Source organism: Clostridium porci (genome assembly GCF_009696375.1).
Lineage (GTDB): Bacteria > Bacillota > Clostridia > Lachnospirales > Lachnospiraceae > Enterocloster > Enterocloster porci.
Genome location: NZ_VUMD01000002.1, coordinates 19,535 through 46,161 on the forward strand (window position 1 = coordinate 19,535; position 26,627 = coordinate 46,161).

A 26,627-nucleotide genomic window follows, 5' to 3' on the forward strand; every position below is an offset into this window, starting at 1 on the left:
GTTGGAATAAAAAGGGCCGGAGCACAGGAGAGAACCATGGGAGAGAAGAAGGACAATTTAATAACAATGATAACAGATTCAGGGGAATCTGTGAATTTTTATGTACTGGAAGAAACAAGAATAAATGCCAGGGGATACCTGCTTGTGACAGACGCTCCTGAAGGTCAGGACGGTGAATGTTATATACTTCGGGATGTGTCCGGCTGTCAGGATGCCGAGGCTGTATATGAGTTTGTAGAAGATGATCAGGAATTGGACAGTCTGATGGGTATCTTTGAGGAGCTTTTAAGCGATGCAGACGTAGAACTTAAAAAATAGAAAATTGGAGGAACAAAATTGAATTTAGAAGAAAAACAGAATACAACAGAGGCAAAAGCGAAGACGCCAGGAGAGCAGCAGCCGGCAAAACAGATTCAGAGAAGGAGGCCAGCTCCCAGAAGGGCAGTATCTAAGGAGCAGATGCAGAAGGAGCAGGCTGGGAAGAGCCAGAATGTCCAGGGGGAGGGAGGCAGACGCAGGCTTTCTTCTGGCGCCAGACAGAACCAAGGACAGTCCAGGGGCCGCAGCGAACAGAAAGCAGGACGGGCTATTGACGCGGAGAACGCCAGGAGCACAGGCGTATCTAGGCAGACAGAGGCAAAGCGTTCTAAAGAAGCGTCTCTGACTGCTCCGGTTAGGCGGCCTGGTAAAAAGGATGGAAAAGGAAAGCTGAAGATTATTCCTTTGGGCGGCCTGGAACAGATAGGAATGAATATCACGGCCTTTGAATATGAGGACAGCATTATTGTTGTGGATTGCGGTCTGGCATTTCCGGGGGATGACATGCTGGGGATCGATCTGGTTATTCCAGATGTGACCTACCTAAAGCAGAATTTTGACAAGGTAAAGGGCTTTGTTATTACTCATGGGCATGAGGATCACATTGGCGCTCTTCCTTATATTCTTCAGCAGCTGAATGTGCCGGTATACGGAACGAAGCTTACCATCGCTTTGATTGAGCATAAGCTGAAGGAACATAATTTGATGAAGAATACCAAGCGAAAGGTGATGAAGCACGGTCAGTCCGTGAGCCTTGGAAGCTTTCGGGTAGAGTTTATCAAGACCAATCACAGCATTCAGGACGCAGCGGCCCTGGCTATTTTTTCTCCAGTAGGAACAGTTATTCACACAGGAGATTTTAAGATTGACTATACGCCGGTATTCGGAGACTCCATTGATTTGCAGCGGTTTGCGGAGCTGGGTAAAAAGGGAGTGCTGGCTCTTTTGGCAGATAGTACCAATGCTACCCGTCCCGGCTTTACCATGTCGGAGCGGACGGTAGGCAAAACCTTTGACTCTATTTTCTCAGAGCATGTAAACCAGAGAATTATAGTGGCTACCTTTGCCTCCAATGTGGATCGCGTGCAGCAGATTGTAAATACCGCTTACAAGTATGGCCGGAAGGTGGTTGTGGAAGGCCGCAGTATGGTAACGGTTATGGAGATTGCCAGTGAGCACGGATATATTAAGGTGCCTGAGGGAACATTGATTGATATAGAGAATCTAAAGAACTATCCGCCTGAAAAAACGGTTCTGATTACCACAGGAAGCCAGGGGGAGTCAATGGCGGCTTTATCGCGTATGGCAGCCAGCATTCACAAAAAAGTTTCCATCATGCCTGGGGATGTGGTAATCCTAAGCTCCACCCCTATACCAGGTAATGAGAAAGCGGTTTCCAATGTAGTAAACGAACTTTCCATGAAAGGCGCTCAGGTTATCTGTCAGGATACCCATGTATCGGGACATGCCTGCCAGGAGGATTTGAAGTTGATATACTCTTTGATTCATCCCAAATTTGCTATACCGGTGCATGGGGAGTACCGCCACCGCATGGCTCAGAAGGAACTGGCTGAATTTATGGGTGTACCAAAGGACAATGCCATTCTTGTAAGCTCCGGTGATGTGGTGGCTCTGGATGAGGACAGCTGTGAAGTCATTGACCATGTAGCCTGCGGAGGAATCCTTGTGGATGGCCTTGGCGTAGGGGATGTAGGCAATATTGTACTGCGGGATAGACAAAACCTGGCTCAGAATGGTATTATAGTAGTTGTTCTTACGTTGGAAAAGCACAGCAACCAGCTGCTTGCAGGACCGGATATTGTATCCAGAGGCTTTGTGTATGTGCGTGAATCTGAGGATCTTCTGGAGGAGGCTCATGGGGTTGTATCAGACGCGCTTCAAGACTGCCTGGATCGTCATGTCAGCGACTGGGGAAAGATTAAGAACATTATGAAAGACAGCCTGAGTGACTTTTTGTGGAAGCGAATGAAGCGCAACCCGGTGATTCTGCCGATTATTATGGAAGTGTAGCCTTAGAAACCGTGTTCCCAATGAAAAGCGGCCGACAGGACAAGAGGATTGGATGATGAGTAACAGAACGAAAGAAATTAATAAAATTACAACAACCATTATCAGTGTTTCAGTGAAGCTGATTGTATATGCGCTGATTGTCCTGCTGCTGTATGAAGCAGTGGCCAAAGGCTATGCCTTTGGCCATGAAGTGTTTTATGCGGAGGCCGTGGAGGAAGCGCCGGGCAGAGATGTGACGATTGAGATTGATAAGGAGGAGACGGTTTCGGAGGCAGCTGGACTGCTGTCTAAAAAAGGCCTTATTAAGAACGAGTTCGCTTTTATCTTCCAGGGGAAATTCTATGATTATGATACGGTATATCCAGGCACCTACGTGCTGAATACCTCCATGACCTCCAAAGAGATCCTCCAGGTGCTGAATGAAAAGCCGAAAGGGGAAGCAAGCCCTGTCCAGTCCGGCAGCGCTAAGGCAAAAACCACAGCCGAGTCTTTCTCTGCTGCAGCGGAGCCTAAGTCTGACTTAGAGGCGGAAAGCGCTAAAGCAGCCTCGGAGAAAACGCAGGATCTTCCCAAGGCTTCAACCCAGGCTTTCCAGAGCTTTGAGGAAAATGAGAATGGAGCTTATTACGGGGATGAGGATCAGGAGATGGAAGGCGGCTGGATTGAGGAAGCGCCAGAGGATGAACCGCAATGATTGTAAATGACAGAATTACAGACTATCTTCACTCTCTGGAGTCCAGTCAGGGCGAGCTTCTGGATTCGATAGAAAAAGAGGCGGTAGATGGCTATGTACCTATAATCCGCAGAGAGACGGCTTCCCTTTTGAGGACGCTGACTGCGTCCTTAAAACCAGAGCGTATTCTGGAAATTGGCACTGCCGTAGGATATTCGGCGCTGCTGATGTGTCAGGTTATGCCTGAAGCCTGCCATATTACCACCATAGAAAAGTATGAAAAGAGGATTCCTGTAGCTAGGGAGAATATTTGCAAAGCCGGGGAGGAAGGGCGAATTACCCTTTTGGAAGGGGATGCTAACGAGCTTTTAAAGGAATTGGAGGGAGAGGCCTTTGATTTGGTGTTTATGGATGCTGCCAAGGGGCAGTATCTTCATTGGCTCCCTTTGATTTTAAAACTGATGCCTGTGGGAGGCGTCCTGATATCCGACAACGTGCTCCAGAACGGAGATATTGTGGAATCACGGTTTGCGGTGAAGCGGAGGAACCGCACCATTCACAGCCGTATGCGCCAGTATCTTTATACCTTAAAGCATATGGAGGAGCTGGAGACTGCTGTTATCCCGATTGGAGACGGGATTACTATCAGTACGAAAATAAAGTAATCAGGGATAGAGAGGATTGCAATGAGAAAGACAGAATTATTGATACCGGCAGGAAGTCTGGAGGTTCTTAAGACAGCAGTTATATATGGGGCGGATGCGGTATATATAGGAGGAGAAGCCTTTGGCCTCAGGGCTAAGGCCCACAATTTTTCCGGAAAAGAGATGAAAGAAGGGATTGCCTTTGCTCATGAGCGCGGTGTCAAGGTTTATGTGACAGCCAATATTCTGGCTCACAACGATGACCTGCCGGGGGTAGAGGCTTATTTTGAAGAGATGAAGCTGATAAGCCCGGATGCTCTGATTATATCAGATCCGGGCGTATTTTCCATTGCCAGACGGGTGCTTCCTGATATGGAGATACATATCAGCACCCAGGCAAACAACACCAACTACGGAACCTTTCTGTTCTGGCGACAGCTGGGAGCAAAGCGGGTAGTGACAGCCAGGGAGCTGTCCCTAAGAGAGATTAAGGAAATACGCGCCAATATACCGGAGGATATGGAAATTGAAAGCTTTATTCATGGCGCGATGTGCATTTCCTATTCAGGTAGGTGTCTTCTTAGCAATTATTTTGTGGGAAGAGATGCCAACAGGGGGGCGTGTACCCATCCCTGCCGTTGGAAATACTCCATTGTGGAGGAGACACGTCCGGGAGAATATATGCCGGTATATGAAAATGAGCGGGGAACATATATTTTTAATTCCAGGGATTTGTGCATGATTGAGCATATTCCTGAAATGATAGACGCCGGAATCGATAGCTTTAAGATTGAGGGAAGGATGAAAACGGCCCTTTATGTGGCTACTGTGGCCCGCACCTACCGCAGGGCGCTCGATGATTATAAGAAGGATCCTGTCCTCTATGCAGCCAATCTGGAATGGTATAAGGAAGAAATTGGGAAATGCACCTATAGGGAGTTTACCACAGGCTTTTACTTCGGCCCTCCCACAGAGGAGGCTCAGATTTATGACAATAACACCTATGTTAAAAATTATACGTACCTGGGGACTGTAAAGGAGGGCGACGGGAAGGGACGCTGCAGAATTCAGCAGAAGAATAAGTTCGCGCTGGGGGAGACCATTGAGGTGATGAAGCCAGACGGAAGAAATCTGGAGGCAGTTGTTACGAAGATCCAGGATCTGGAGGGAAATTCTCAGGAGAGCGCTCCTCATCCAAAGCAGGAACTGTGGGTGTCTCTTGGTGTGGATGTAAAGGCCGGTGATATATTACGTAAAAAGGAAGATGGGGAAACCGGGCAGGCCCTCGTGTGCCGGATATGATGAATACGGTACATAGAGGCTGCTCTGGGGTTGGCCGGACAGGAGGCGGCTGGGGATGCTTGATATCATACTGATTGGATTGGCGGCACTTTGCGCCGGATATTTTGTGGTCATCACGGTCTATGGAGGCATTGGGACGTCTTTTGCCTTTATTTGGCTGTTTCTTGCTGCCCTTTGCCTATTTTTGACCTATGGAAAATGGTATTATGCCAGAAATACGGAAAGGATTCCCCGGTGGATTCCTGTGGCTGTAGTTACTACCTGTGTGGCTGGAATGGCTGTATTTGCGGTTGTATGCATCCAGGTATTTCTGGGAGCTGCCACCTTAAACCGGCCAGGCCTGGATTATGTAATCGTACTGGGAGCCAGGGTCAATGAAAATACGGCTAGCAATTCCCTCAAGAAGCGTTTGGATAAGGCGATAGAGTATGTTCAGGAGAATCCTGACACCATTCTGGTGGTGTCAGGCGGAAATGGAGGGGATGGGCAGGAAAGCGAGGCTAAGGTAATGTATGATTACTTGATCTACAATGGCATCAGATCAGAGCAGCTTCTGATGGAGGATCGTTCTGTGAGCACTGTGGAGAATATCGCTTTCAGCCGGGTGGTGATTGAAAACCACAGGAGACAGGAGAAGGAAAAGAGGATGCCTCTTATGGAGAGGGCTGATTCTGCGTCCTATACCATTGCTCCGGATAGGCCGCTGGAGGTGGGAGTGTTAACCAGCAATTACCATATTTACAGGGCCAGACTTATAGCTGAAAAGTGGGGGATTGAAAATGTTTACGGTATATCCACCTCCTCAGATCCCATACTGTTTGTTCATTTCTGTGTGAGGGAGTGCGCTTCTATTATAAAGGATCGACTGATGGGGAATATGTGATGGCTGCAAATAAGCCTGCAGCTTAAGTACAGCCATAAAGCTTCGGGAGCATAAACGCTGGGAATGAATGTTTGGGCGGGAGCTGAGGAAGAATAAGAAAAAGCGCTTAGCTGCGCGAAATAAATAGTCAGAATTGAGAGGTATAAGGGATGACAGATAAGGGTAATCTGGAAAACGTTAAAAAATTAACTGCCTACCGTGTGACAGAGGAAGCTTTTTTAAAGGAGATGGATTCCAGGGCTGTAGTGCTGGAACATGTGCGAAGCGGGGCAAAGGTATTTCTTTTGTCCAATGAGGACGAAAACAAGGTGTTTTCCATCGGGTTTCGTACTCCGCCTGAGGACAGCACGGGGCTGCCCCATATTCTGGAGCACAGCGTGCTCTGCGGATCTGAAAAATTCCCGGTAAAGGACCCCTTTGTGGAGCTGGCGAAGGGCTCTTTAAATACTTTTTTAAATGCCATGACTTATCCTGATAAGACCGTATATCCGGTAGCTAGCTGCAATGATAAGGATTTCCAGAACCTGATGGATGTATATTTAGACGGTGTGCTTCATCCTGCCATTTACCAGGAGCCGAAGATATTTTATCAGGAGGGCTGGCACTATGAGCTGGAATCGTTGGAAGATGAGCTGACGATTAACGGAGTGGTGTATAATGAGATGAAGGGAGCGTTTTCCTCGCCGGAAAGCGTTTTGGATCGGTATACGAGAGCTGTACTTTTTCCAGATAGCTGTTATTCCAATGAATCAGGAGGAGATCCGGCGCAGATTCCAAACCTGACCTACGAGCAATTTATCGAATTTCACAAGAATTATTACCATCCGGCTAACAGCTATATCTATCTTTACGGAAACATGGATATGGCGGAAAAGCTTTCCTGGATGGACGATGCATATCTAAGTAAGTATGATAGAGCGGATTGCAGGGTGGATTCCTCCATTAAGCTTCAGAAGGCATTTGAGGAACCTGTAAACCGGGAGATCACCTATTCCGTCACAGAGGAGGAAGGGCTGGAGGACAGAACCTACCTTTCGGTGAATACGGTTGTGGGAACTGTGCTGGACCCAAAGCTGTACGTAGCGTTTCGGATTTTAGAGTACACGCTCATAAGCGCTCCGGGTGCGCCATTAAAGCAGGCCCTTATTGATGCGAAGATCGGCCAGGATATTCTGGGAGGTGATGAGAGCGGTATTTTACAGCCCTATTTTTCGGTAGTTGCAAAAAACGCCAACAGGGAACAGAGGGGGGAATTTCTGGCAGTAGTAAAGGGAACGCTGAGAAAGCTGGCAGATCAGGGGATCGGAAGAAAGAGCCTTCTAGCAGGCCTGAATTACTATGAGTTTCAGTACAGGGAGGCAGACTATGGTTCAGCTCCAAAGGGACTGATGTATGGCTTATGGTGTATGGACAGCTGGCTTTATGGGGGGGATCCTATGCTTCATCTCCGGTATATGCCTACCTTTGAGTTCCTTAAGAATGCTGTGGATGAAGGGTATTTTGAGAAATTGATTCAGAAATATCTGCTGGATAATCCGCATGAGGCAGTCATTACTGTCAGTCCGAAGATAAACCAGACGGCTGAGGAAGATAGGAAGCTGGCGGCTAAGCTTAAGGTCTACAAGGAAGCCTTAAGCCTTAAGGAGCAGGAAGCATTGGCTGCTCAAACAAAAGCCCTGAGGGAATATCAGGAGACTCCTTCTTCCGGCCAGGAGCTTGAAACGATTCCCATGCTTCAGCGGGAGGATATTGGCAGGGAGGTTGCCGGCTTCTCCTATAAGATTAAAATAGAGGACGGAGTCAGAGTAATTCACAGCAATCTTTTTACTTCTGGGATTGGGTATCTCAGCGTGTTGTTCAATACAGACCGGATTTTGCCGGAGGATTTGCCCTATGTAGGGCTTTTAAAGACGGTTTTGGGGTATGTGGACACGGAGCATTACAGCTACAGTGACCTTACCAGTGAGATTCATCTGAATAGCGGAGGGATTAGCTTTGGGATTCGCTCTTATCCTAAAATGGACAATCCAGACTCCTTTACAGGTGGGTTTGAGGCAAGCGCAAAGGTACTCTACGGGAAGCTGGAATTTGCCTTCTCTATGTTTACAGAAATTCTGACCCGCTCCAAGCTTGAAAATGAGAAGCGGTTAGGTGAGCTTCTGGATGAAAACCGTTCAAAGGCCAGAATGAAGCTGGAGAACTCCTCCCACGGGGCAGCGGTAGGAAGGGCAGCTTCCTATTATTCTTCGATGGCTGCCTTTAATGACTGTCTTGGAGGTATTGGATATTATCAGTTTCTGGAGGATGTAAGTCTTAAGTATGCTAGAGATCCGAAATATAGAAAGGCTCTCATCAGGAAACTCAGAAGTACGGCTGAGAAGCTGTTTACAGAGGACAATCTTGTGGTGGCATATACGGCTGATGAGGAAGGCTATAGTTATCTTCCAGTAGAGCTTAAAACCTTTAAAAGCAGTTTGTTTAAAGGAGATGGAACGAAGTATCCTTATGCTTTTGAACGTAAGAACCGCAATGAAGGCTTTAAAACTTCATCTCAGGTAAATTATGTTGCACGCTGCGGCACCTTTGCGGGTAAGCAAGGAAAGGATGGGAAGGAGTTAACATACACGGGCGCTTTGAAGGTGCTTTCGGTTATTTTAAATTACGATTACCTTTGGACGAACCTTCGTGTAAAGGGAGGCGCCTACGGATGCATGAGCAGCTTTGGTCAGAACGGCTCCGGCTATTTGGTATCCTACCGTGATCCTAATCTGGCGGCCACCAATGGAATCTATGAGGGGATTCCCGAATATCTGAGAAATTTTATAATCAGCCAAAGGGATATGACGAAATATGTAATCGGAACCATCAGCAATGTGGATACCCCTCTCACCCCATTCCTGAAGGGAATGAGAAATGTGTCGGCTTATCTGTCAGGAATGACAGAGGAGATGGTTCAAAAGGAACGGAACGAAATACTGGAGGTAACTCAGGAGGATATACGGGCATTGGCGGATATTGTCCAGGCCATATTGGATACGAATGCTCTTTGCGTTATTGGAAATGAAGGGCAGATCAAGGAGGAAAGCCAGATGTTTAAAGAGGTGAAGCCTCTGTTTCATTAATAGCGCAAAAGCAGCGTTACGGAAGCCTTGCCCCAGGCATTTTGTCTTTGGGCCGGGCTTGAGAAGGAGGGTTAGATGGAAGAAAATATACAGAAGAAATCAGGCTTTGCAGCCTTAATAGGACGGCCTAATGTGGGAAAGTCCACGTTGATGAATCATTTAATCGGTCAGAAGATTGCAATTACATCGGATAAGCCCCAGACTACCAGGAACCGGATTCAGACGGTATATACAGACCAGAGGGGACAGATTGTATTTTTAGATACGCCGGGGATTCACAAGGCCAAGAACAAATTGGGCGAATATATGGTGAGCGTGGCAGAGCATACCTTGAAAGAGGTTGATGTAATATTGTGGCTGGTAGAGCCTACCACCTTTATCGGAGCAGGCGAGCGCCATATTGTGGAGCAGCTGAACAAGGTGAAGACGCCGGTGATTCTGGTAATCAATAAAATTGATACAGTAAAGAACCAGAATGAAATTCTTCTTTTTATTGATGCATATAAGGATATGTGCAGGTTTGCGGAGATTGTGCCGCTGTCTGCCCTTAAAAATATTAATACGTCTTTGCTGACGGATCTGATCTTCAAATACCTCACCTGGGGTCCGCAGTTTTATGATGAGGATACGGTGACAGACCAGCCCATGCGGCAGATTGCGGCAGAATTAATACGTGAAAAGGCGCTCCGGCTGCTGAATGACGAAATTCCCCACGGCATTGCGGTGACCATAGAGAAGATGAAGGAGAGGCCAAACGGCATCATCGACATTGAGGCCAGCCTTGTGTGTGAAAGGGAGTCCCATAAGGGGATTATCATTGGTAAAGGCGGAGCCATGCTTAAGCGTATTGGTACTGAAGCCAGAAGGTCCATTGAGCATATGATGGACGGGAAGGTAAATTTGCAGCTATGGGTAAAGGTGCGGAAAGAATGGCGGGATAGTGAGCTGTATATGAAAAACTATGGGTATAACAGCAAGGATATATAAGTTTTAAGTGGGAAATATATGGAAGGATTTTGGTAAGCCACATATATTTCTGTTGTATTTACAACTTATTTAAAGTAAATACAACAGAATGTTTGGGAATGACAGTGGAAAATGATGAAGGGAGGGGAGAATGGCATGAGAGACACAGTAACCTTGACAGGTATGGTTCTTATATCTGCTCCTTCTGGAGATTTTGATCGGCGTCTGGTACTGCTTACAAGAGAGAGGGGGAGGATCACTGCCTTCTCTCATGGCTCCAGAAAGCCGGGCAATTCTCTGATGGCGGCCAGCCGTCCGTTTTCTTTTGGAAGCTTTACTCTTTATGAGGGAAAATCCGCCTACAACCTTCAATCGGTTCAGATTATGAATTATTTTGACGAGCTGTCAGGGGATGTGGAGCGTGCCTGCTATGGCTCATACTTTCTAGAGATGGCAGATTACTTTGCTCAGGAGAATATGGATGAGACAGAGCTTTTAAAGCTGGTGTACCAGTCTCTGAGGGCGCTGATGAACAGAGCTATACCTAATAAGCTGGTTCGCAGAATCTTCGAACTGAAGGCAATGGTCATAAATGGGGAATATACGGAGCTGCCTCCTGTGGAAGTATCCGATTCCTGCCGGTATGGCTGGGAATATGTAGTGTGTTCGCCTGTGGAGTCCCTTTATAAGTTTATACTGAAAGAGGAAGTGCTCAGGGAGTTTGAGAGAGCAGTGGAACACAGCAGAAGAACATATATACGCCACGAGTTCAGGTCGTTGGAGATATTAGATATGATGGTATCCTAAAGCTTGGATGATGGCCCAAGCTGCTCTGCGATGTGGAGCTGACCGTGAGATTGTGCCATTTGACTAAGCAAAAACAGGCTGTATACAGGAAAGATATAGATGTTAAATTCAAAATAACCACAAGATATAGTAAATCTTATTGACATTAAGAATAAAGTTAGGCATAATGATAGCAGTTAAGAAGAAATTAGCGCAGCAAGAAGCAACTGCTGACAGAAGCCGCGGATTGCGGATGACCAGGATGTAAGGTCATGAAGCTCCGCGGGTTTTTGCTGTAAAAGGCTTATGATAAAAGCCTGGATAAAAGGATAATCAGGCAAGACGGCAGTAAGAGGCATATGGAGTGCGGCAGGATGGAGAAAAAGGATGAAAATAAATAGGATTATTAAGCGTTCCGGCAATACGGAAGCATATCACCCGGAAAAGATTGTGAATGCAATGAAAAAGAGCTTTTTGTCCTGTGGGACAAGGGTAAATGACGAGGTGCTTTATGGCTTGCTGCAGGCTGTGGAGAAGCAGCTGGACGGAGTGGAAAGCAGGACGGTTGAAGCGATTCAGGATCAGGTGGAGACGGCTCTGATGGAAAAGGGCTACTATAAGGAAGCTAAGGCTTATATTCTGTACCGCCAGAAACGGGCTGAGCTTCGCGGGGTGAGAATGGCCTTGGCAGACGGAATCGGCGCGGAGGGCTTTCGCTCTGTGCTGGCGAAAATCCAGAGGGACTTTCCTCAGGAGGAATATGCGCTGTCAGTTTTGCAGGTGAAATTTGCAGGATTCATGAAAAAGGGCATGCATACGGATGAAAAGCTGGCCGCTCTGATCAAAGCAGCGACGGAGCTGACCAGTCAGGAAGCTCCTAAGTGGGAGAATATTGCAGCCAGGCTTTTGTCTTTCCGTTTTCACAGGAATCTGAATAAGGAGTTAAGGAAGCGCGGCATCCATAATTTATATGAGAAAATCAGCTGGCTAGCAGAACAGAAGCTTTACGGGGACTATATTCTGAAGCATTACAGCAAGGCGGAGATTGAGGAAGCAGAAACCTTTCTGGTGAATGAACGGGATGAACTGTTTAATTTTTCGGGATTGGATTTGCTGATCAAGCGATATGTTATCTCCACGCATCAGCATGAGCCCCTGGAATCGCCACAGGAGATGTATTTGGGAATTGCTCTTCATCTGGCAATGGAGGAAAAGCATGAACGTATGCAGTGGGTTAAGAAATTCTACAATATGCTTTCAAAGCTGGAGGTGACTATGGCTACACCAACGCTGGCAAATGCCAGAAAGCCCTACCATCAGCTATCCTCCTGCTTTATTGACCTCGTTCCTGACAGCCTAAAGGGCATCTTCCGTTCGATAGACAATTTTGCGCAGGTTTCCAAATATGGCGGAGGCATGGGGCTGTACTTTGGCAAGGTCAGGGCTGCTGGCAGCGCCATCCGCGGGTTTGAAGGAGCCGCAGGCGGTGTGATCCGCTGGATCAGAATCGTGAATGACACAGCGGTTGCCGTTGATCAGCTAGGTGTACGTCAAGGGGCAGTGGCGGTTTATCTGGATGCATGGCACAGAGATCTTCCAGAATTTCTTCAGCTGAGGACAAACAATGGAGACGAGCGCATGAAAGCCCATGATGTGTTTCCCGCCATCTGTTATCCAGATTTATTCTGGAGAATGGCTCAGGAGAGCCTGGAGCAGGACTGGTATCTGATGTGTCCCCATGAAATTCTGGTTACAAAGGGCTATGCCTTGGAGGATTATTACGGTGAAGAGTGGGAAAAACGCTATTTTGATTGTGTAAGAGACGCACGCATACAAAAGAGGACGGTATCCTTAAAGGAAATCGTGCGTCTGATTCTGAAATCAGCAGTTGAGACAGGAACTCCCTTTACATTTAACAGAGACATTGTAAACCGCGCGAATCCAAACGGGCATGAGGGAATGATTTACTGCTCCAATCTTTGTACGGAAATCGCACAGAATATGGCGCCTATCGCTTCGGTGCAGACAGAGATTAAGAACGAAAACGGAGATACAGTGGTGGTAAATACTACCAGGCCAGGTGAGTTTGTTGTCTGCAATTTGGCATCCCTGTCTCTGGGAAATATTCCGGTTGAGAATCAGGAATACCTGACAGAGGTGGTAAAAACAGCGGTGAGAGCGCTGGATAATGTAATTGATCTGAACTATTATCCGCTGCCCTATGCGAAGCTTACCAACAGAACATACAGAGCCGTAGGCTTAGGAGTAAGCGGCTACCATCACATGCTGGCAAAGCACAAGATACGCTGGGAAACGGAAGAACATCTGAAATTTGCAGATAAGGTATTTGAACAAATCAACTATGCTGCGATTGAGGCCAGCACGGAGCTTGCAGAGGAAAAGGGCTGTTATGCAAGATTTGAAGGCTCAGACTGGCAGACAGGGGCTTATTTTGACAAGAGGAATTACAGTTCGGAAAGGTGGCAGAAGCTTAAAAAAAGGGTTAGCAGACAGGGGATGCGCAATGCATATCTGCTGGCAGTGGCGCCTACAGGCTCTACTTCGATCCTGGCCGGGACCACAGCCGGTATTGATCCGGTTATGAACAAGTACTTTCTGGAGGAAAAGAAAGGCTCTATGCTTCCGCGTGTTGCGCCGGAGCTGTCGGCGGAAACCTACTGGTATTATAAAAACGCACATTTGCTCGATCAAAGCTGGTCCGTCAAAGCCTGTGGAGTCAGACAGAGGCACATTGATCAGGCTCAGTCCATGAATTTATATATAACCAATGATTTCACCTTAAGACAGGTGCTTAACCTGTATATTCTGGCATGGAAGTGGGGCGTAAAAACGGTTTACTATGTTCGCTCCAAGTCCTTGGAGGTAGAAGAATGTGAGAGCTGTTCTTCTTAACATATAGCTGAAACTGTTTAGCCCGGCGCCTGGCCTTTCCTTCCGCCTGTTGTTTTGCGAAAACCGGCCAGGCCTGAAACAGTGATCTACAAGAAAGGGAGGAGAAATTCGATGAGCGAGTTTAAGACGGAGATGGCGCTGCCTCACAAGCCTTTGTTTAACCCGGCAGGTGATACAGAGGTGGTGAAAAGAAGAATGATCGGCGGCAATACAACAAACCTCAATGATTTTAATAATTTGAAATATCCATGGGTATCAGACTGGTACCGTCAGGCTATGAATAATTTTTGGATTCCGGAGGAAATCAATCTGTCCCAGGATGTAAAGGACTATCCGAAGCTGAGCAGGCCGGAGCGTACAGCATACGATAAAATACTGTCATTTTTGGTATTTCTGGATTCAATCCAGACTGCCAACCTGCCATGCGTAGGTGAGTATATTACAGCGAATGAAGTGAATCTTTGCTTAAATATTCAAACCTTTCAGGAATGCGTGCATTCCCAGTCTTACTCCTACATGCTGGATACCATTTGCTCCCCGGATGAGAGAATGGACATCCTGTACCAGTGGAAAACAGATGAGCGGCTGCTTAAGCGCAACACCTTTATTGGAGACTGCTATAACCTGTTTCAGGAAAAGAAGGACCCAGGAACGCTTTTAAAGGTAATGATGGCCAACTATATTCTGGAAGGTATATATTTCTATTCCGGCTTTATGTTCTTTTATAATCTTGCCCGTAACGGAAGGATGCCGGGATCGGCACAGGAAATCCGTTACATTAACAGAGATGAGAATACCCATCTGTGGCTGTTTCGAAGCATCATCCTGGAGCTTCAGAAGGAGTGCCCGGAGCTGTTCGATGAAAAAATGGTAAAAGAGCTCAGGGAGCTTTTGATGGAAGGCGTTCGTCAAGAAATTGCCTGGGGCCATTATGTAATAGGGGACAATATTCCGGGACTTACAAGGGATATGGTATCTGATTATATTCAGTATCTTGGCAATCTGCGATGGACCAGTCTTGGATATGAAGTGATTTATCCTGGGCATGAAAGTGAACCGGAGTCTATGGAGTGGGTATCCCAGTATTCCAATGCCAATATGGTAAAAACAGATTTTTTTGAGGCTAAGTCAACAGCATACGCGAAATCCACTGCACTGGTGGATGATTTGTAAAAGCAGAAGCAATGCGGCAATGGAGACAGAGCGGGAGAAAGAAGGTTTGAAGAAAACGTGAATGAGCTTATGGGTTTAGATAGGCGCAGATGACGGGCGGTATACAGAGTAAGGACGTTCTGGAATTTAGGTCATGAAAGGGAGCTTGGGCTGCTTGAGCGGTAGCGCCGGTTTTAAGCGTTATGTATATATCCGATGTGGTGTTTGAGGTTATGAACATCATGTCGGATTTTTTGTGAGCAAAACCGATAATGCCTGGTTAATTTGCAGATTACCTGAATTTCAGGAAATTGTAATGCTTTATCCTCTTCTTTTTTTAGGGGTCTGCCGGACGCTGCTATATCAATCCTTAATCATTTTAATTCGATTCTTATGCCGGAAAATACGGAATTAATAAACCATGAAATTAATTATAAAAAATAAATAGTAATAAAAAAAGGAAAAAAACTGTTTAGAACAACTAAAAAGCAAAATAAAATATTATATAATTTATGGATGTTTTTCTTTTTGCAATTTATGTATAATAATAAAACGGGGAATAATTATAATAAATAATTAAACATGTCAGCAGAAAGTGGTTTAAAATGCACGGGGTTAGACACAGACAGGAGGGATTGTTTTGCTTATAAAAAGAATATGTCTGATAGCTATAGCCGCAGTTGCTATAGCTGCGGTTGTTATAAAAACAGGTATGGAAAGAGAGGCTTTATCTGGAGTGGAAGGCGAGCTGGTATCTGAGGAAGGGCTTGCTCTTAATGGGGGAGATCTGGAACGTGCGGTCAGGGCGCGGGAAATCTGGAGCTGGGCTGCGGAGTGTGGCTTGACAGATGTGTTTTCTTATGATGATTTCATGAACGCATTGAAAGCTGAGAATCAGAATAGAAAAAGACTGCAGGAGGAAGGGGGTGTTATATATGGTCCTGTAGAATATACGCCGCTTCAATACTATCGCAGGCTTTTGGGTGAGTACGAGAGGCTGCTGCGTGCCCGTATTCTGGAAGAAACGGAACCTTCGGAACTCTTTCGCTTCTACGAAACCCATCAGGAAAATTACATGGATGCGGATACAATTGAAGCAGAGTATACAATACGGCAAAATGGCCAGATTCTGTACGAAGGAAAGGTGGCTTTGGAAGCAGATAATATACGGTTTTTGTCAGAATCAGATGAAGAGCTGGTGAATCATTTGATACGACTGAATGAGGGAGAGCAGATCAGCTGGAAAGGCAGGAATGATGAGGAGAAGCTGTTAAATTGCACCAGAAGAGAAAAAGGAAGGTTAATTCCCTATGAGGAAGTGAAAGGCGCTGTGGCAGATCAGTATTCGGCAGAGTGCTTTGAACGAGAGCTGAGGCAAAGGCTTGAGAGCTAGAGAAGCTATATTAATAGTAGTAGATGGAAGGATAAAATAAAAATAATGCAGGTATGAATCATGACTTAAAAAGGAGGATGGTAAATGAAATATACAGGGAAAAAGATTCTTCTGGTATTGTTTGGCACAATGCTTTTATATGGTGGAACATCCTATAGCCCTGGTTTTACGAAAATGCCCGGTTATCTGACGGCTGAGGCAGGGGTAAAGCCTGTGGTGCCGGCGGGGATAATAGAGTCCAAAAAGCCGGTGGAGGTGGTTTCCTTCTATAACGGAGAACCAGATGCCGGGCATAGAGCAGGAGCCGCTTGCGCAAATATAGGCAACGGGGCAGAAGGAGAAAGAATTACACTCAATTCCGTAGCTAAGGCGGGCTATCGGCTAAAGGAATACCAGATTGAAGGCTATCCAGGGCTTAGGGTTACAGATGGAACCTTTGCTATGCCCTCCGGAAATTACCAGACATTAAAAGTGATGGCGGTATTTGAAGAAAACGAGTTGAGGCAGCCTATGACATTTTATGTTGATTCAGCTCAAGGCAATGATGCTTCATCTGGAAATTCAGAGAAAACAGCTTGGAAAACTCTGAATCGGGTAAAGCAGCATGAATTGTTTGTTCCTGGTGATCGAATCCTGCTGAAACGGGGGAGTGTGTTTCAAGGGCAGCAGCTTGCCTTCTCCGGCATGGGGAATCAGAAGGCTCCCATTGTGATCGGCGCATATGGGGAGGGAGAACTGCCTCGCCTTGACGGTGAGGGCAAGGTGGAAAATGTAATTTCCCTTTATAATCAGGAGTATATAACCATTTCCGATCTGGAAATAACGAATCTAGCTTCTGAATATCGTTCTGATTTTGGCCTGAACACCAGTGATAATAAGCAGAAGCCGTTAAGAGCCATCAATGTATCTATCAAAGATTTTGGGACAGCCTCTGGCATTTCCATCCGTAATTGCTATATTCATGATATAAATGGAAATATTGGACTAAAGTGGAATGGAGGAATCTTTTTTGATGTAAAAGCGGATATCGTAGATGGTAAGCTGTCGGGCGTTCCCAGCAAATACGATCATGTGATTATATCAGGCTGTACCTTTGAGAGAGTGGACCGATCGGGAATTAAGCTTGTTAACTCTTCATGGTGCAACCAGTGGGAGCAGAATGCGCCTGGCGTTCCTGTCAACTGGTATCCATCCACCAACGTAGTGGTAAAAGAAAACTATATGGAAAAGATTGGCGGCGACGGAATTACCGTACGTGATACGGACGGTGCGCTGATTGAGAGAAATCTGGTGCGTGACTGCCGCTATCAGGAAACTGGCTATAACGTTGGAATCTGGCCTTTTGAGGCATCCAATACAGTGATACAATACAATGAGGCATACGATACCCACAGTGTACAGGATGGTCAGGGCTTTGACTGCGATCATGCCTCATCCAATTCCATTATGCAGTATAATTACAGTCATAACAATGAAGGCGGCTTTATGCTGATCATGGGAGGGTATCCACACACAGGTGCCACGATTCGTTATAACATCAGCCAGAATGACAGGGATAAGACCTTTGAATTTGCCCAGGGCTGCCCCAAAGGAGTTATGATTTATAACAATACGATTTATTCTGATTGCACCATTCCAAAGGGGATCTTTTATTTATCAAATGCAAAAAAAGGAGTAGGTGTAAATGAGGCATATGTATTTAATAACCTGTTCTATTATCCAGAGGGCCAGATTCTTTATGGAGAAAGCGAAGATAAGGCAAAGCTGCAGGAAAATATAAAGCTGTACAATAATGCGTATCTTGGAGGCGTGAGCAGCTTGAGAGCAGATCCCAACGCGGTTGAGGCCGGGGAAGCCGGGCTGGTTTCTCCGGGCTTGGCGCCAAGGATTAATGACACCCATAAGCCAGTGGTAGGAGATTCCGGGAGATTTGAGGGATATAAATTGGCAGAGGGTTCTAAGCTGATTGACGCCGGTGTGACGCTGGAGGAGGCAGTTTCATATTTTGGCGGTAAAGAGCCCTTTGATGGAAGAACTCTTTCGCCTAGGGAGCTTTACGAATTAGCCAGAAAAGGAACCAGTATAAAGCATGTGGTAGGAAGAAATTTTCCGGCAATAGAAGGTGTAAACTATAATCAGGATTTCTTGGGGAATAAGAATCGGTATGGTGAAAAGCCTGATATTGGAGCGGTGGAATTTATGCCAGAAAAATAATCAGGATGCTCGGTCAGAGAACCGTCATTCTACATCCTAGCCCCCCGAAGCCGCGGATAGCACCTAGGCTTTTGGGGGCTTCCTTGCAGCCCGGCATGGCGTCAGTAATGCTTATAGATGGTTGTTTGAATTAAAATAAGGATATAGCTTGAAAATATAGGCGGTTGTGGGTATAATAACCAGGTGGGCAATGAACTATGCAGTTCCTCCGCCCATTCGCCCCAGAACCATTTGTGAGGAAAGGAAATATTATGAAAAAGCGAACAATACTGACTATGGTCTTAGCTGCCGCCATTTCCACTGCCGCCTGCTCTGCCATGGGCAAATCAGGGGAAAAGCTCCCCGCAGAAAACAGCGTTATGATAGATAAGGGGGGTAATGTCAGCTGGGCTTCGGTAGAGCCCTATGATTCCTCGGATGGAACAGAGGAAGAGCTGAAGACCTGGGCAGAGAATAAGATTGCGGCTTTTAACAGCTCCCTTGGCAAACCGGCCCAGGCTGTTAACTCAAGCGGATCAGAAAGGCTCCCGGTAGCAATCGGATCGGTCGCCGTTGGAAATGGTACAGCCACTTTAATTACAGAATATGACACCCCGTCCCGCTTGGTAGAATTTGCCGGTGAGATCGGTGATTATAACGTTCCGTTTACTGCCCTGGAGGTAGGCCGCGTCGCGTCTGCCGGCCAGAGCTTTGAGGGAATTACCTTCAAGGATGAGAAGGGAAACACAGTAGACGCCCAGACCGTCCGGGCCGGTAACGAAAAACTGGCGGTAAAAGCGGAAGGGCAGGGTATTATAAAAACTGAAAATGCCATTCTCTATATAAGCGACGGCTGTACGCTCCAGGACAGCAAAACCGTTCAGACCGCCCAGGAGGGAACAAGTTATATCGTATTAAAATAATTTATTATTTTCAAAGAACATAAAGAGAGGATGCAGATATGGAAAAGACGATGGAAAAAATTGTGGCGCTCGCCAAAAACAGAGGCTTTGTTTATCCAGGCTCTGAAATCTATGGAGGTCTGGCAAACACCTGGGATTACGGCAATTTGGGCGTAGAGCTTAAAAATAACGTTAAGAAAGCATGGTGGCAGAAGTTTGTTATGGAAAGTCCCTATAACGTAGGTGTAGACTGCGCGATTTTGATGAATCCTCAAACCTGGGTAGCCAGCGGCCATTTGGGAGGATTCTCCGATCCTCTGATGGACTGTAAGCAGTGTAAGGAGCGATTCCGGGCCGATAAGCTGATTGAGGATTATAATGAGGCTCACGGCATTCACAGCGAAGGCTCTGTAGACGCATGGTCTCAGGAGCAGATGAAGCAGTATGTGGATGACAAGCATATCTGCTGTCCAAGCTGCGGCGCTCATGATTTTACTGAAATCCGTCAGTTTAACCTGATGTTTAAGACCTTCCAGGGTGTAACTGAGGATGCAAAGAACGTGGTATACCTTCGGCCTGAAACGGCTCAGGGTATTTTTGTCAACTTTAAAAATGTACAGAGAACCTCCAGAAAGAAGGTTCCTTTCGGTATCGCTCAGATTGGAAAATCCTTCCGCAACGAGATTACCCCTGGCAATTTTACCTTCCGTACCAGAGAGTTTGAGCAGATGGAGCTGGAGTTCTTCTGCAAGCCCGACACCGACCTGGAGTGGTTTGCGTACTGGAAGCAGTTTTGCATTGACTGGCTGAAGGCCCTTGGCATGAAAGAGGAAGAAATGCGGGCAAGAGACCACGAAAAGGAGGAGCTTTCCTTCTACAGTAAGGCTACGACAGATATTGAGTTTCTGTTCCCCTTTGGCTGGGGCGAGCTTTGGGGCATCGCAGACAGAACGGATTATGACCTGACCCAGCATCAGAACGTATCGGGCCAGGATATGTCCTACTTTGACGATGAGAGCAAGGAGAAGTATATTCCGTATGTGATTGAGCCGTCGCTGGGGGCAGACCGTGTAACGTTGGCGTTTCTGTGCTCGGCTTATGATGAGGAAGAGCTCGGAGAAGGAGATATAAGAACTGTACTGCACTTCCATCCAGCCATTGCTCCTGTAAAGGTGGGGGTTCTGCCTTTGTCCAAGAAGCTGAATGAGGGCGCGGAGAAGATTTATGCAGAGCTTTCCAAATACTACAACTGTGAGTTTGATGACAGAGGCAACATCGGTAAAAGATACAGACGGCAGGATGAAATCGGCACTCCTTTCTGTATTACCTACGATTTTGATTCTGAGGAGGATCATGCCGTGACTGTTCGTGACCGGGATACAATGGAGCAGGTAAGGGTTCCCATTGCAGAGCTGAAAGAGTACCTTTCGGACAAATTCATTTTTTAGCCAGAGGCTTTCACAAGCTTCATAATAAGGTAATTGCTAATTATAAAGAGCTGCTTGTATCCTTCCAGGGAAACAGGCAGTTTTTCTATGAGCCGGGGTAGCTCTGGCATCTGTCCGAAGTTAGAAAGACAGGCGGGCTAACAGTGTAAAATCCCTTATGGAATAAGGACCTTTCATAAAGTTTATAATAGTTTTATAAACGGAAAAAACGAATTGTGCTATACTGATAGCAACGGGTAACACTCTGTCTTGCTTAAGAGACAGTTTATGCTCCCAGAACCAACAAAGGAGGATGGGACTTATGAAATTAAAGACCCGTCTGGCGATCGCGTTTTTGACTATAACATTTGTTCCAATGCTGCTGTTTTATCTGACGGTTTTGGCTCTGAGCAGCTATCAGGCCAGATCCTTTTCAAAAGAGTATGGTCTTACGGAGCAGGTGGATCTGTTCTCGGGCAACTCCATGCAGATATTTAACCGCCTTACCAAGCGTTCCCAGGAGGAGATTCGAAAAACTCTGGATTCCAACCCGGATAAGTACAATGACAGAACCTATCTGGATTCTGTTAATGACGAGTTAAAGAGCCATTATGCGTACCTGATACTGCGCAAGGGAGACAGTATCGTGTATTGCGGTGATGATAACAAGGAAGCCAATGAAACCTTGTGCGATCAGCTGCCCCGGTTTGATACCATACGGGGGGAGCTGGAGGGCGGCATTTATCTGGACGGGGAAAGTCAGCATCTAATTAAGCAGATGGATTTTAAGTATCCCGACGGCAGCCTAGGCAGCGCTTTTATCATCTCGAATGTGGACGATCTGGTTCCTGAGGTGAAATCCCTGCTGAGAGAAATGATGATTATGGGGGCTTCCATTCTTATTACAGCCGGAATTATTCTGACTCTGTGGGTATACCGATCGATCTTAAGTCCCTTGAATAAGCTTCAGATAGCAACAAAGAAGATAAGGGATGGAAACCTGGATTATGTTCTGGACGTAGACGCGGATGATGAAATAGGGCAGCTGTGTCAGGATTTTGAGGAGATGCGGATTCGTTTAAAGGAGAATGCAGAGGAGAAGGTACAGGATGACAGGGAAAATAAGGAGCTTATCAGCAACATTTCCCATGATTTAAAAACCCCTATTACAGCGATCAAAGGCTATGTGGAGGGAATTATGGATGGAGTGGCTTCTTCGCCGGAAAGGCTGGACAAATACATCCGAACCATTTACAATAAGGCTAATGACATGGATCGGCTCATTGATGAGCTGACCTTTTATTCCAAGATTGATACCAATAAGATCCCCTATGCGTTTTCCAAGATTAATGTAGCCCAGTATTTTAAGGACTGTGTGGAGGAGGTTGGCCTGGATATGGAGGCCAGAGGTATTGAGCTGGGATATTTTAATTATGTGGATGAAGATGTGGTGGTAATTGCTGATGCAGAGCAGATGAAACGAGTGATCAATAATATAATCAGTAATTCAGTGAAATATCTGGATAAGAAAAAAGGAATTATCAATATTCGGATAAAGGATGTGGGGGATTTTATCCAGGTGGAAATTGAAGATAATGGCAAAGGGATTGCGGCGAAGGATCTGCCTAATATTTTTGACCGGTTTTACCGCACCGATTCTTCCCGGAATTCCTCTCAAGGGGGAAGCGGTATCGGGCTTTCCATTGTCCGAAAGATCATTGAGGATCACGGAGGCCGCATTTGGGCTACCAGTAAGGAAGGGATTGGAACGGAGATTCATTTTGTTCTAAGAAAATATCAGGAGGTTGTACAGGATGAGCAAAATACTGATTGTGGAAGATGAGGAGAGCATAGCGGAGCTTGAGAAGGATTATCTGGAGCTGTCCGGTTTTGAAGTGGAAATGGAGAATGACGGGACGGAGGGACTTCAAAAGGCGCTGAAGGAGGACTATGATCTTCTGATTTTGGATTTAATGCTACCTGGAATAGATGGATTTGAGATTTGCAGGCGGGTAAGAGAGATTAAGAATACGCCCATTATCATGGTTTCGGCCAAGAAAGAGGATATTGACAAGATCCGGGGACTGGGACTGGGAGCGGATGACTACATTACAAAACCCTTCAGCCCCAGTGAGCTGGTAGCAAGAGTGAAGGCTCATCTGGCCCGGTATGAGCGCTTAATTGGAAGCGGACAGCCGGCTAACGAGATGATAGAGATCCGCGGCCTTAAGATTGACAAAACGGCCCGCCGCGTGTGGATAAACGGAGAAGAAAAAACCTTTACAACCAAGGAATTCGACCTCCTGGCTTTTCTGGCCCAGAATCCCAATCACGTATTTACAAAGGAAGAGCTGTTCAGCAGAATATGGGATATGGAGTCTATTGGAGATATAGCAACCGTTACGGTGCATATTAAGAAGATTCGTGAGAAAATTGAATTTAATACGGCCAAGCCCCAATATATAGAAACAATCTGGGGGGTTGGATACCGGTTTAAGGTTTAACTTTGACATTGCATTAGATTTGGTGTAAAATAATCTCAGCTAGGAAGGTATGTCTATTTGGACAAAGTGAAATCCCGTGTATGCAAGTACACGGGATTTCTTTTTGGCTAGCCGTCTGTATGGTTCCGGTCTATCCATTTGCAGATATAGCAGCCAGCTACACCTGCATGACCGAAAGAAGGGAGTTAAGTATGTAATCCATTTGCACACCCTCTCTATGCTGGATAGAGTCGACAGAAAATCTATTATATACCATAAATACTGCCGAACGCTAGGCTGGAAATAATTGAGGGGGAAAGAAAAGGTAAGATGCAAAAAGCTCCTGGAGACAGCAAGAGAAATAAAGCATAGCAGATTTTTTGCCGTATATACGAACTCATAACGGATATGTGAGAATGGCGGAAAATAAAAAGGATTATACCGGTTTTTGCGCTAAATTAACAAATTTTCACGGAAAAACTCTTTACTCGGGGCATGTTTGTGATATAATGGACGAGATGGACGGATTATGGAAGCTGTATTTGCTCCGTTCAAAAAGAAGGACTAAATATTCAGAGAGTAGAATGCCAGTCTACAAGAACATGAGGAGGAAATAATTGATGGCAAAATGGGTTTATTTATTCAAAGAAGGCAAAGCCGACATGAAGAACCTGTTGGGCGGCAAGGGCGCTAATCTGGCTGAGATGACTAATCTGGGTCTTCCCATTCCACAGGGCTTTACCGTTACAACTGAGGCTTGCACCGATTACTATGCAAGCGGCAAGAAGATTACAGATGAGATTCAGGGGCAGATTTTTGACGCGCTGAAGGAATTAGAGAAGATTCAGGGAAAGACATTTGGAGATACTGAGGATCCGTTGCTGGTTTCTGTTCGCTCCGGCGCAAGAGCATCTATGCCTGGCATGATGGACACCATTCTGAACTTAGGTCTGAATGACGTTGCGGTAGAAGGCTTTGCCAAGAAGACTGGTAATCCGAGATTTGCATATGATTCTTACAGAAGATTTATTCAGATGTTCTCCGACGTTGTTATGGAGATGAGCAAGACCTTCTTTGAGGGTATTCTGGATGAGGTTAAGGAGGAGAAGGGCGCTAAGTTTGATACTGACCTGACTGCTGAGGACCTAAAGGAAGTCATTGCTAAGTACAAAGCGATATACAAGGAAAAGATGGGTGAAGAGTTCCCGCAGGATCCGAAGGTACAGCTTATGGAGGCTGTAAAGGCTGTATTCCGCTCCTGGGATAATCCGCGCGCAATCGTTTACAGGCGTATGAACGACATCCCTGGCGACTGGGGCACTGCGGTTAACGTCCAGGCCATGGTATTTGGCAACATGGGCAATACCTCTGGTACAGGTGTTGCATTTACACGTAATCCTTCTACCGGCGAGAACGGTATTTATGGTGAGTACCTAATCAATGCTCAGGGAGAGGACGTTGTGGCTGGTATCCGCACACCGCAGCCAATCACCAAATTGCAGGAGGATCTGCCGGAGTGCTATAAGGAGTTTATGGAGATTGCTCATAAACTGGAGGATCATTACCGCGATATGCAGGATATGGAGTTTACAATTCAGGAAGGGAAATTATACTTCCTGCAAACACGTAACGGTAAGAGAACTGCTCCTGCGGCTTTACAGATTGCCTGCGATTTAGTTGATGAAGGAAAGATTACTCCTGAGGAGGCTGTTTGCAGAATTGAGGCTAAGTCCTTAGATCAGCTGCTGCATCCTACCTTTGACGCCGCTGCGTTAAAGGCCGGAAAGGTAATTGGCTCCGCGCTTCCTGCATCTCCCGGCGCTGCGGCTGGTAAGGTTTACTTTACGGCAGACGAGGCTAAGGCACATCATGAGGCTGGTGAAAGAGTTATTTTGGTGCGTCTTGAGACTTCACCAGAGGACATTGAGGGTATGCATGCGGCTGAGGGTATTTTAACGGTACGCGGCGGTATGACCAGCCATGCGGCAGTTGTTGCCCGTGGTATGGGTACAGCTTGTGTGTCCGGCTGCGGTGAGATTAAGATCAACGAGGCTGAGAAGCGTTTTGAGCTTGGCGGACACAGCGTTAAGGAAGGCGATTATATTTCCTTAGACGGTTCCACAGGTAAGATTTATCTTGGAGATATTCAGACGGTAGAGGCTACCGTAAGCGGAAATTTTGGAAGACTGATGGATTGGGCTGACCAGTTTAGAACTTTGAAGGTAAGAACGAATGCAGATACTCCTGCAGATACGAAGAATGCCATTAAGCTGGGTGCAGAGGGTATTGGTCTTTGCCGTACAGAGCACATGTTCTTCGAGCCGGAGAGGATTCCAAAGATCCGTAAGATGATTCTGTCTGACTCTGTTGAGGCCAGAGAGCAAGCGTTAAATGAGCTGATTCCTTTCCAGAAGAGTGACTTTAAGGCAATGTACGAAGTTCTGGAAGGCAAGCCAATGACTGTGCGTTACTTAGATCCGCCGCTCCATGAGTTCGTTCCAACATCACCGGAGGATATCAAGGCTCTGGCAGCTGACATGGGCTTGACGCCAGAGAAAGTAAAGGCGAAGTGCGACGAGCTTCATGAGTTCAATCCTATGATGGGACATAGAGGCTGCCGTCTGGCTGTGACATATCCGGAAATTGCTAAGATGCAGACCAGAGCTGTTATGGAGGCAGCTATTGAGGTTAAGAATGAAAAAGGCTACGATATCGTTCCTGAGATTATGATTCCCCTTGTTGGTGAGAAGAAAGAGCTTAAGTTTGTTAAGGATATTGTTGTTGAGGTAGCTGAACAGGTTAAGAAGGAAATGGGCTCCGATATTCAGTATCATATCGGTACAATGATCGAGATTCCGAGAGCCGCTTTAACTGCTGACGCTATTGCTGAGGAGGCTGAGTTCTTTTCCTTTGGTACCAATGATTTAACTCAGATGTCCTTTGGCTTTTCTCGTGATGATGCGGGCAAGTTCTTAGAATCCTACTATAAGGCTAAGATTTATGAGTCTGACCCATTTGCAAGACTTGATCAGACAGGCGTAGGCCAGCTGGTTCAGATGGCAGCTGAGAAGGGAAGAAAGACAAGACCTGACATCAAACTGGGTATTTGCGGTGAGCACGGCGGAGATCCTTCCTCTATTGAGTTCTGCCACAAAATTGGCTTAAACTATGTATCCTGCTCTCCATTTAGAGTTCCCATTGCCCGCTTAGCGGCAGCACAGGCAGCTATTAACGAAAAGAGGAATTAGACAACAATATATTTACTTCTGTACCTTAACGGTGACAAGAGAGGATGTAAGAGCATTTATGGCTGAACGTTCAGAGTACACAAAGACCAACAGATTTAAAGATATTGTAGTAAAAGTCTATATATGAGTTTTGCGAGGGAAAGTGTTAATACTTTCCCTCGTTTGATGTTTGGGAATAGACCTTATTTAAG

At 46.1% G+C, this 26,627-nt stretch carries 18 protein-coding genes; all 18 read left to right on the top strand.

Going from position 1 to position 26,627, the window contains the following annotated elements; translation table 11 throughout:
* The first annotated feature begins 36 nt into the window (after nt 1–36).
* Nucleotides 37–318, top strand: a complete 282-nt coding sequence (locus FYJ39_RS02290; RefSeq protein WP_154470858.1) for a DUF1292 domain-containing protein — start codon at nt 37–39, stop codon at nt 316–318.
* Nucleotides 319–459: 141 nt separating this feature from the next.
* Nucleotides 460–2,349 (top strand): ribonuclease J, encoded by a 1,890-nt coding sequence (locus FYJ39_RS02295; protein ID WP_353847269.1) that lies wholly within the window; start codon nt 460–462, stop codon nt 2,347–2,349.
* 52 nt (nt 2,350–2,401) lie between these two features.
* Nucleotides 2,402–3,043, top strand: a complete 642-nt coding sequence (locus FYJ39_RS02300; protein ID WP_235919719.1) for an endolytic transglycosylase MltG — start codon at nt 2,402–2,404, stop codon at nt 3,041–3,043.
* Entirely contained in the window at nt 3,040–3,687 is a 648-nt protein-coding gene (locus FYJ39_RS02305) for an O-methyltransferase (protein ID WP_154470859.1), read from the top strand. The genes FYJ39_RS02300 and FYJ39_RS02305 overlap by 4 nt, the downstream gene beginning before the upstream one ends.
* A 21-nt stretch (nt 3,688–3,708) precedes the next feature.
* Entirely contained in the window at nt 3,709–4,968 is a 1,260-nt protein-coding gene (locus FYJ39_RS02310) for a peptidase U32 family protein (protein WP_154470860.1), read from the top strand.
* Between the two features lie 55 nt (nt 4,969–5,023).
* Complete coding sequence (locus FYJ39_RS02315; protein ID WP_154470861.1) at nt 5,024–5,851, top strand: YdcF family protein; 828 nt, start codon at nt 5,024–5,026, stop codon at nt 5,849–5,851.
* 149 nt (nt 5,852–6,000) lie between these two features.
* Complete coding sequence (locus tag FYJ39_RS02320) at nt 6,001–8,973, top strand: insulinase family protein (RefSeq protein WP_154470862.1); 2,973 nt, start codon at nt 6,001–6,003, stop codon at nt 8,971–8,973.
* 75 nt (nt 8,974–9,048) lie between these two features.
* Nucleotides 9,049–9,960 (top strand): GTPase Era, encoded by a 912-nt coding sequence (gene era, locus FYJ39_RS02325; RefSeq protein WP_154470863.1) that lies wholly within the window; start codon nt 9,049–9,051, stop codon nt 9,958–9,960.
* A 135-nt stretch (nt 9,961–10,095) separates the two neighbouring features.
* Nucleotides 10,096–10,746: a DNA repair protein RecO gene (gene recO / locus FYJ39_RS02330; protein ID WP_154470864.1), complete on the top strand. Its 651-nt coding sequence runs from the start codon at nt 10,096–10,098 to the stop codon at nt 10,744–10,746.
* Between the two features lie 366 nt (nt 10,747–11,112).
* Nucleotides 11,113–13,638, top strand: a complete 2,526-nt coding sequence (locus FYJ39_RS02335) for a ribonucleoside-diphosphate reductase subunit alpha (protein WP_154470865.1) — start codon at nt 11,113–11,115, stop codon at nt 13,636–13,638.
* 132 nt (nt 13,639–13,770) lie between these two features.
* Complete coding sequence (locus tag FYJ39_RS02340) at nt 13,771–14,811, top strand: ribonucleotide-diphosphate reductase subunit beta (protein ID WP_154471115.1); 1,041 nt, start codon at nt 13,771–13,773, stop codon at nt 14,809–14,811.
* Between the two features lie 619 nt (nt 14,812–15,430).
* Complete coding sequence (locus FYJ39_RS02345; RefSeq protein WP_154470866.1) at nt 15,431–16,183, top strand: hypothetical protein; 753 nt, start codon at nt 15,431–15,433, stop codon at nt 16,181–16,183.
* Between the two features lie 84 nt (nt 16,184–16,267).
* Nucleotides 16,268–18,397, top strand: coding sequence for a right-handed parallel beta-helix repeat-containing protein (locus tag FYJ39_RS02350; RefSeq protein WP_154470867.1), 2,130 nt, complete (start codon nt 16,268–16,270; stop codon nt 18,395–18,397).
* Between the two features lie 251 nt (nt 18,398–18,648).
* Nucleotides 18,649–19,299 carry a hypothetical protein gene (locus FYJ39_RS02355; protein ID WP_195840357.1) on the top strand — a complete coding sequence of 217 codons (651 nt, stop codon included), beginning with the start codon at nt 18,649–18,651 and terminating at the stop codon, nt 19,297–19,299.
* A gap of 38 nt (nt 19,300–19,337) precedes the next feature.
* A complete protein-coding gene (locus FYJ39_RS02360) occupies nt 19,338–20,726 on the top strand; it encodes a glycine--tRNA ligase (RefSeq protein ID WP_154470869.1) in 1,389 nt (462 codons plus the stop codon).
* Nucleotides 20,727–21,027: 301 nt separating this feature from the next.
* Complete coding sequence (locus FYJ39_RS02365) at nt 21,028–22,548, top strand: sensor histidine kinase (protein ID WP_154470870.1); 1,521 nt, start codon at nt 21,028–21,030, stop codon at nt 22,546–22,548.
* Entirely contained in the window at nt 22,520–23,209 is a 690-nt protein-coding gene (locus FYJ39_RS02370) for a response regulator transcription factor (RefSeq protein ID WP_154470871.1), read from the top strand. Before FYJ39_RS02365 ends, FYJ39_RS02370 begins: the two co-directional genes overlap by 29 nt.
* A gap of 599 nt (nt 23,210–23,808) precedes the next feature.
* A complete protein-coding gene (gene ppdK, locus FYJ39_RS02375) occupies nt 23,809–26,436 on the top strand; it encodes a pyruvate, phosphate dikinase (RefSeq protein ID WP_154470872.1) in 2,628 nt (875 codons plus the stop codon).
* The last annotated feature ends 191 nt before the right edge of the window (nt 26,437–26,627 follow it).

Excerpts from the sequence above, each read along its gene's own strand:
- FYJ39_RS02290 (WP_154470858.1), top strand. The coding sequence starts at position 37 with ATGGGAGAGAAGAAGGACAATTTAATAACAATGATAACAGATTCAGGG.
- FYJ39_RS02295 (WP_353847269.1), top strand. The coding sequence starts at position 460 with ATGCAGAAGGAGCAGGCTGGGAAGAGCCAGAATGTCCAGGGGGAGGGA.
- FYJ39_RS02300 (WP_235919719.1), top strand. The coding sequence starts at position 2,402 with ATGATGAGTAACAGAACGAAAGAAATTAATAAAATTACAACAACCATT.
- FYJ39_RS02305 (WP_154470859.1), top strand. The coding sequence starts at position 3,040 with ATGATTGTAAATGACAGAATTACAGACTATCTTCACTCTCTGGAGTCC.
- FYJ39_RS02310 (WP_154470860.1), top strand. The coding sequence starts at position 3,709 with ATGAGAAAGACAGAATTATTGATACCGGCAGGAAGTCTGGAGGTTCTT.
- FYJ39_RS02315 (WP_154470861.1), top strand. The coding sequence starts at position 5,024 with ATGCTTGATATCATACTGATTGGATTGGCGGCACTTTGCGCCGGATAT.
- FYJ39_RS02320 (WP_154470862.1), top strand. The coding sequence starts at position 6,001 with ATGACAGATAAGGGTAATCTGGAAAACGTTAAAAAATTAACTGCCTAC.
- era (WP_154470863.1), top strand. The coding sequence starts at position 9,049 with ATGGAAGAAAATATACAGAAGAAATCAGGCTTTGCAGCCTTAATAGGA.
- recO (WP_154470864.1), top strand. The coding sequence starts at position 10,096 with ATGAGAGACACAGTAACCTTGACAGGTATGGTTCTTATATCTGCTCCT.
- FYJ39_RS02335 (WP_154470865.1), top strand. The coding sequence starts at position 11,113 with ATGAAAATAAATAGGATTATTAAGCGTTCCGGCAATACGGAAGCATAT.
- FYJ39_RS02340 (WP_154471115.1), top strand. The coding sequence starts at position 13,771 with ATGGCGCTGCCTCACAAGCCTTTGTTTAACCCGGCAGGTGATACAGAG.
- FYJ39_RS02350 (WP_154470867.1), top strand. The coding sequence starts at position 16,268 with ATGAAATATACAGGGAAAAAGATTCTTCTGGTATTGTTTGGCACAATG.
- FYJ39_RS02355 (WP_195840357.1), top strand. The coding sequence starts at position 18,649 with ATGAAAAAGCGAACAATACTGACTATGGTCTTAGCTGCCGCCATTTCC.
- FYJ39_RS02360 (WP_154470869.1), top strand. The coding sequence starts at position 19,338 with ATGGAAAAGACGATGGAAAAAATTGTGGCGCTCGCCAAAAACAGAGGC.
- FYJ39_RS02365 (WP_154470870.1), top strand. The coding sequence starts at position 21,028 with ATGAAATTAAAGACCCGTCTGGCGATCGCGTTTTTGACTATAACATTT.
- FYJ39_RS02370 (WP_154470871.1), top strand. The coding sequence starts at position 22,520 with ATGAGCAAAATACTGATTGTGGAAGATGAGGAGAGCATAGCGGAGCTT.
- ppdK (WP_154470872.1), top strand. The coding sequence starts at position 23,809 with ATGGCAAAATGGGTTTATTTATTCAAAGAAGGCAAAGCCGACATGAAG.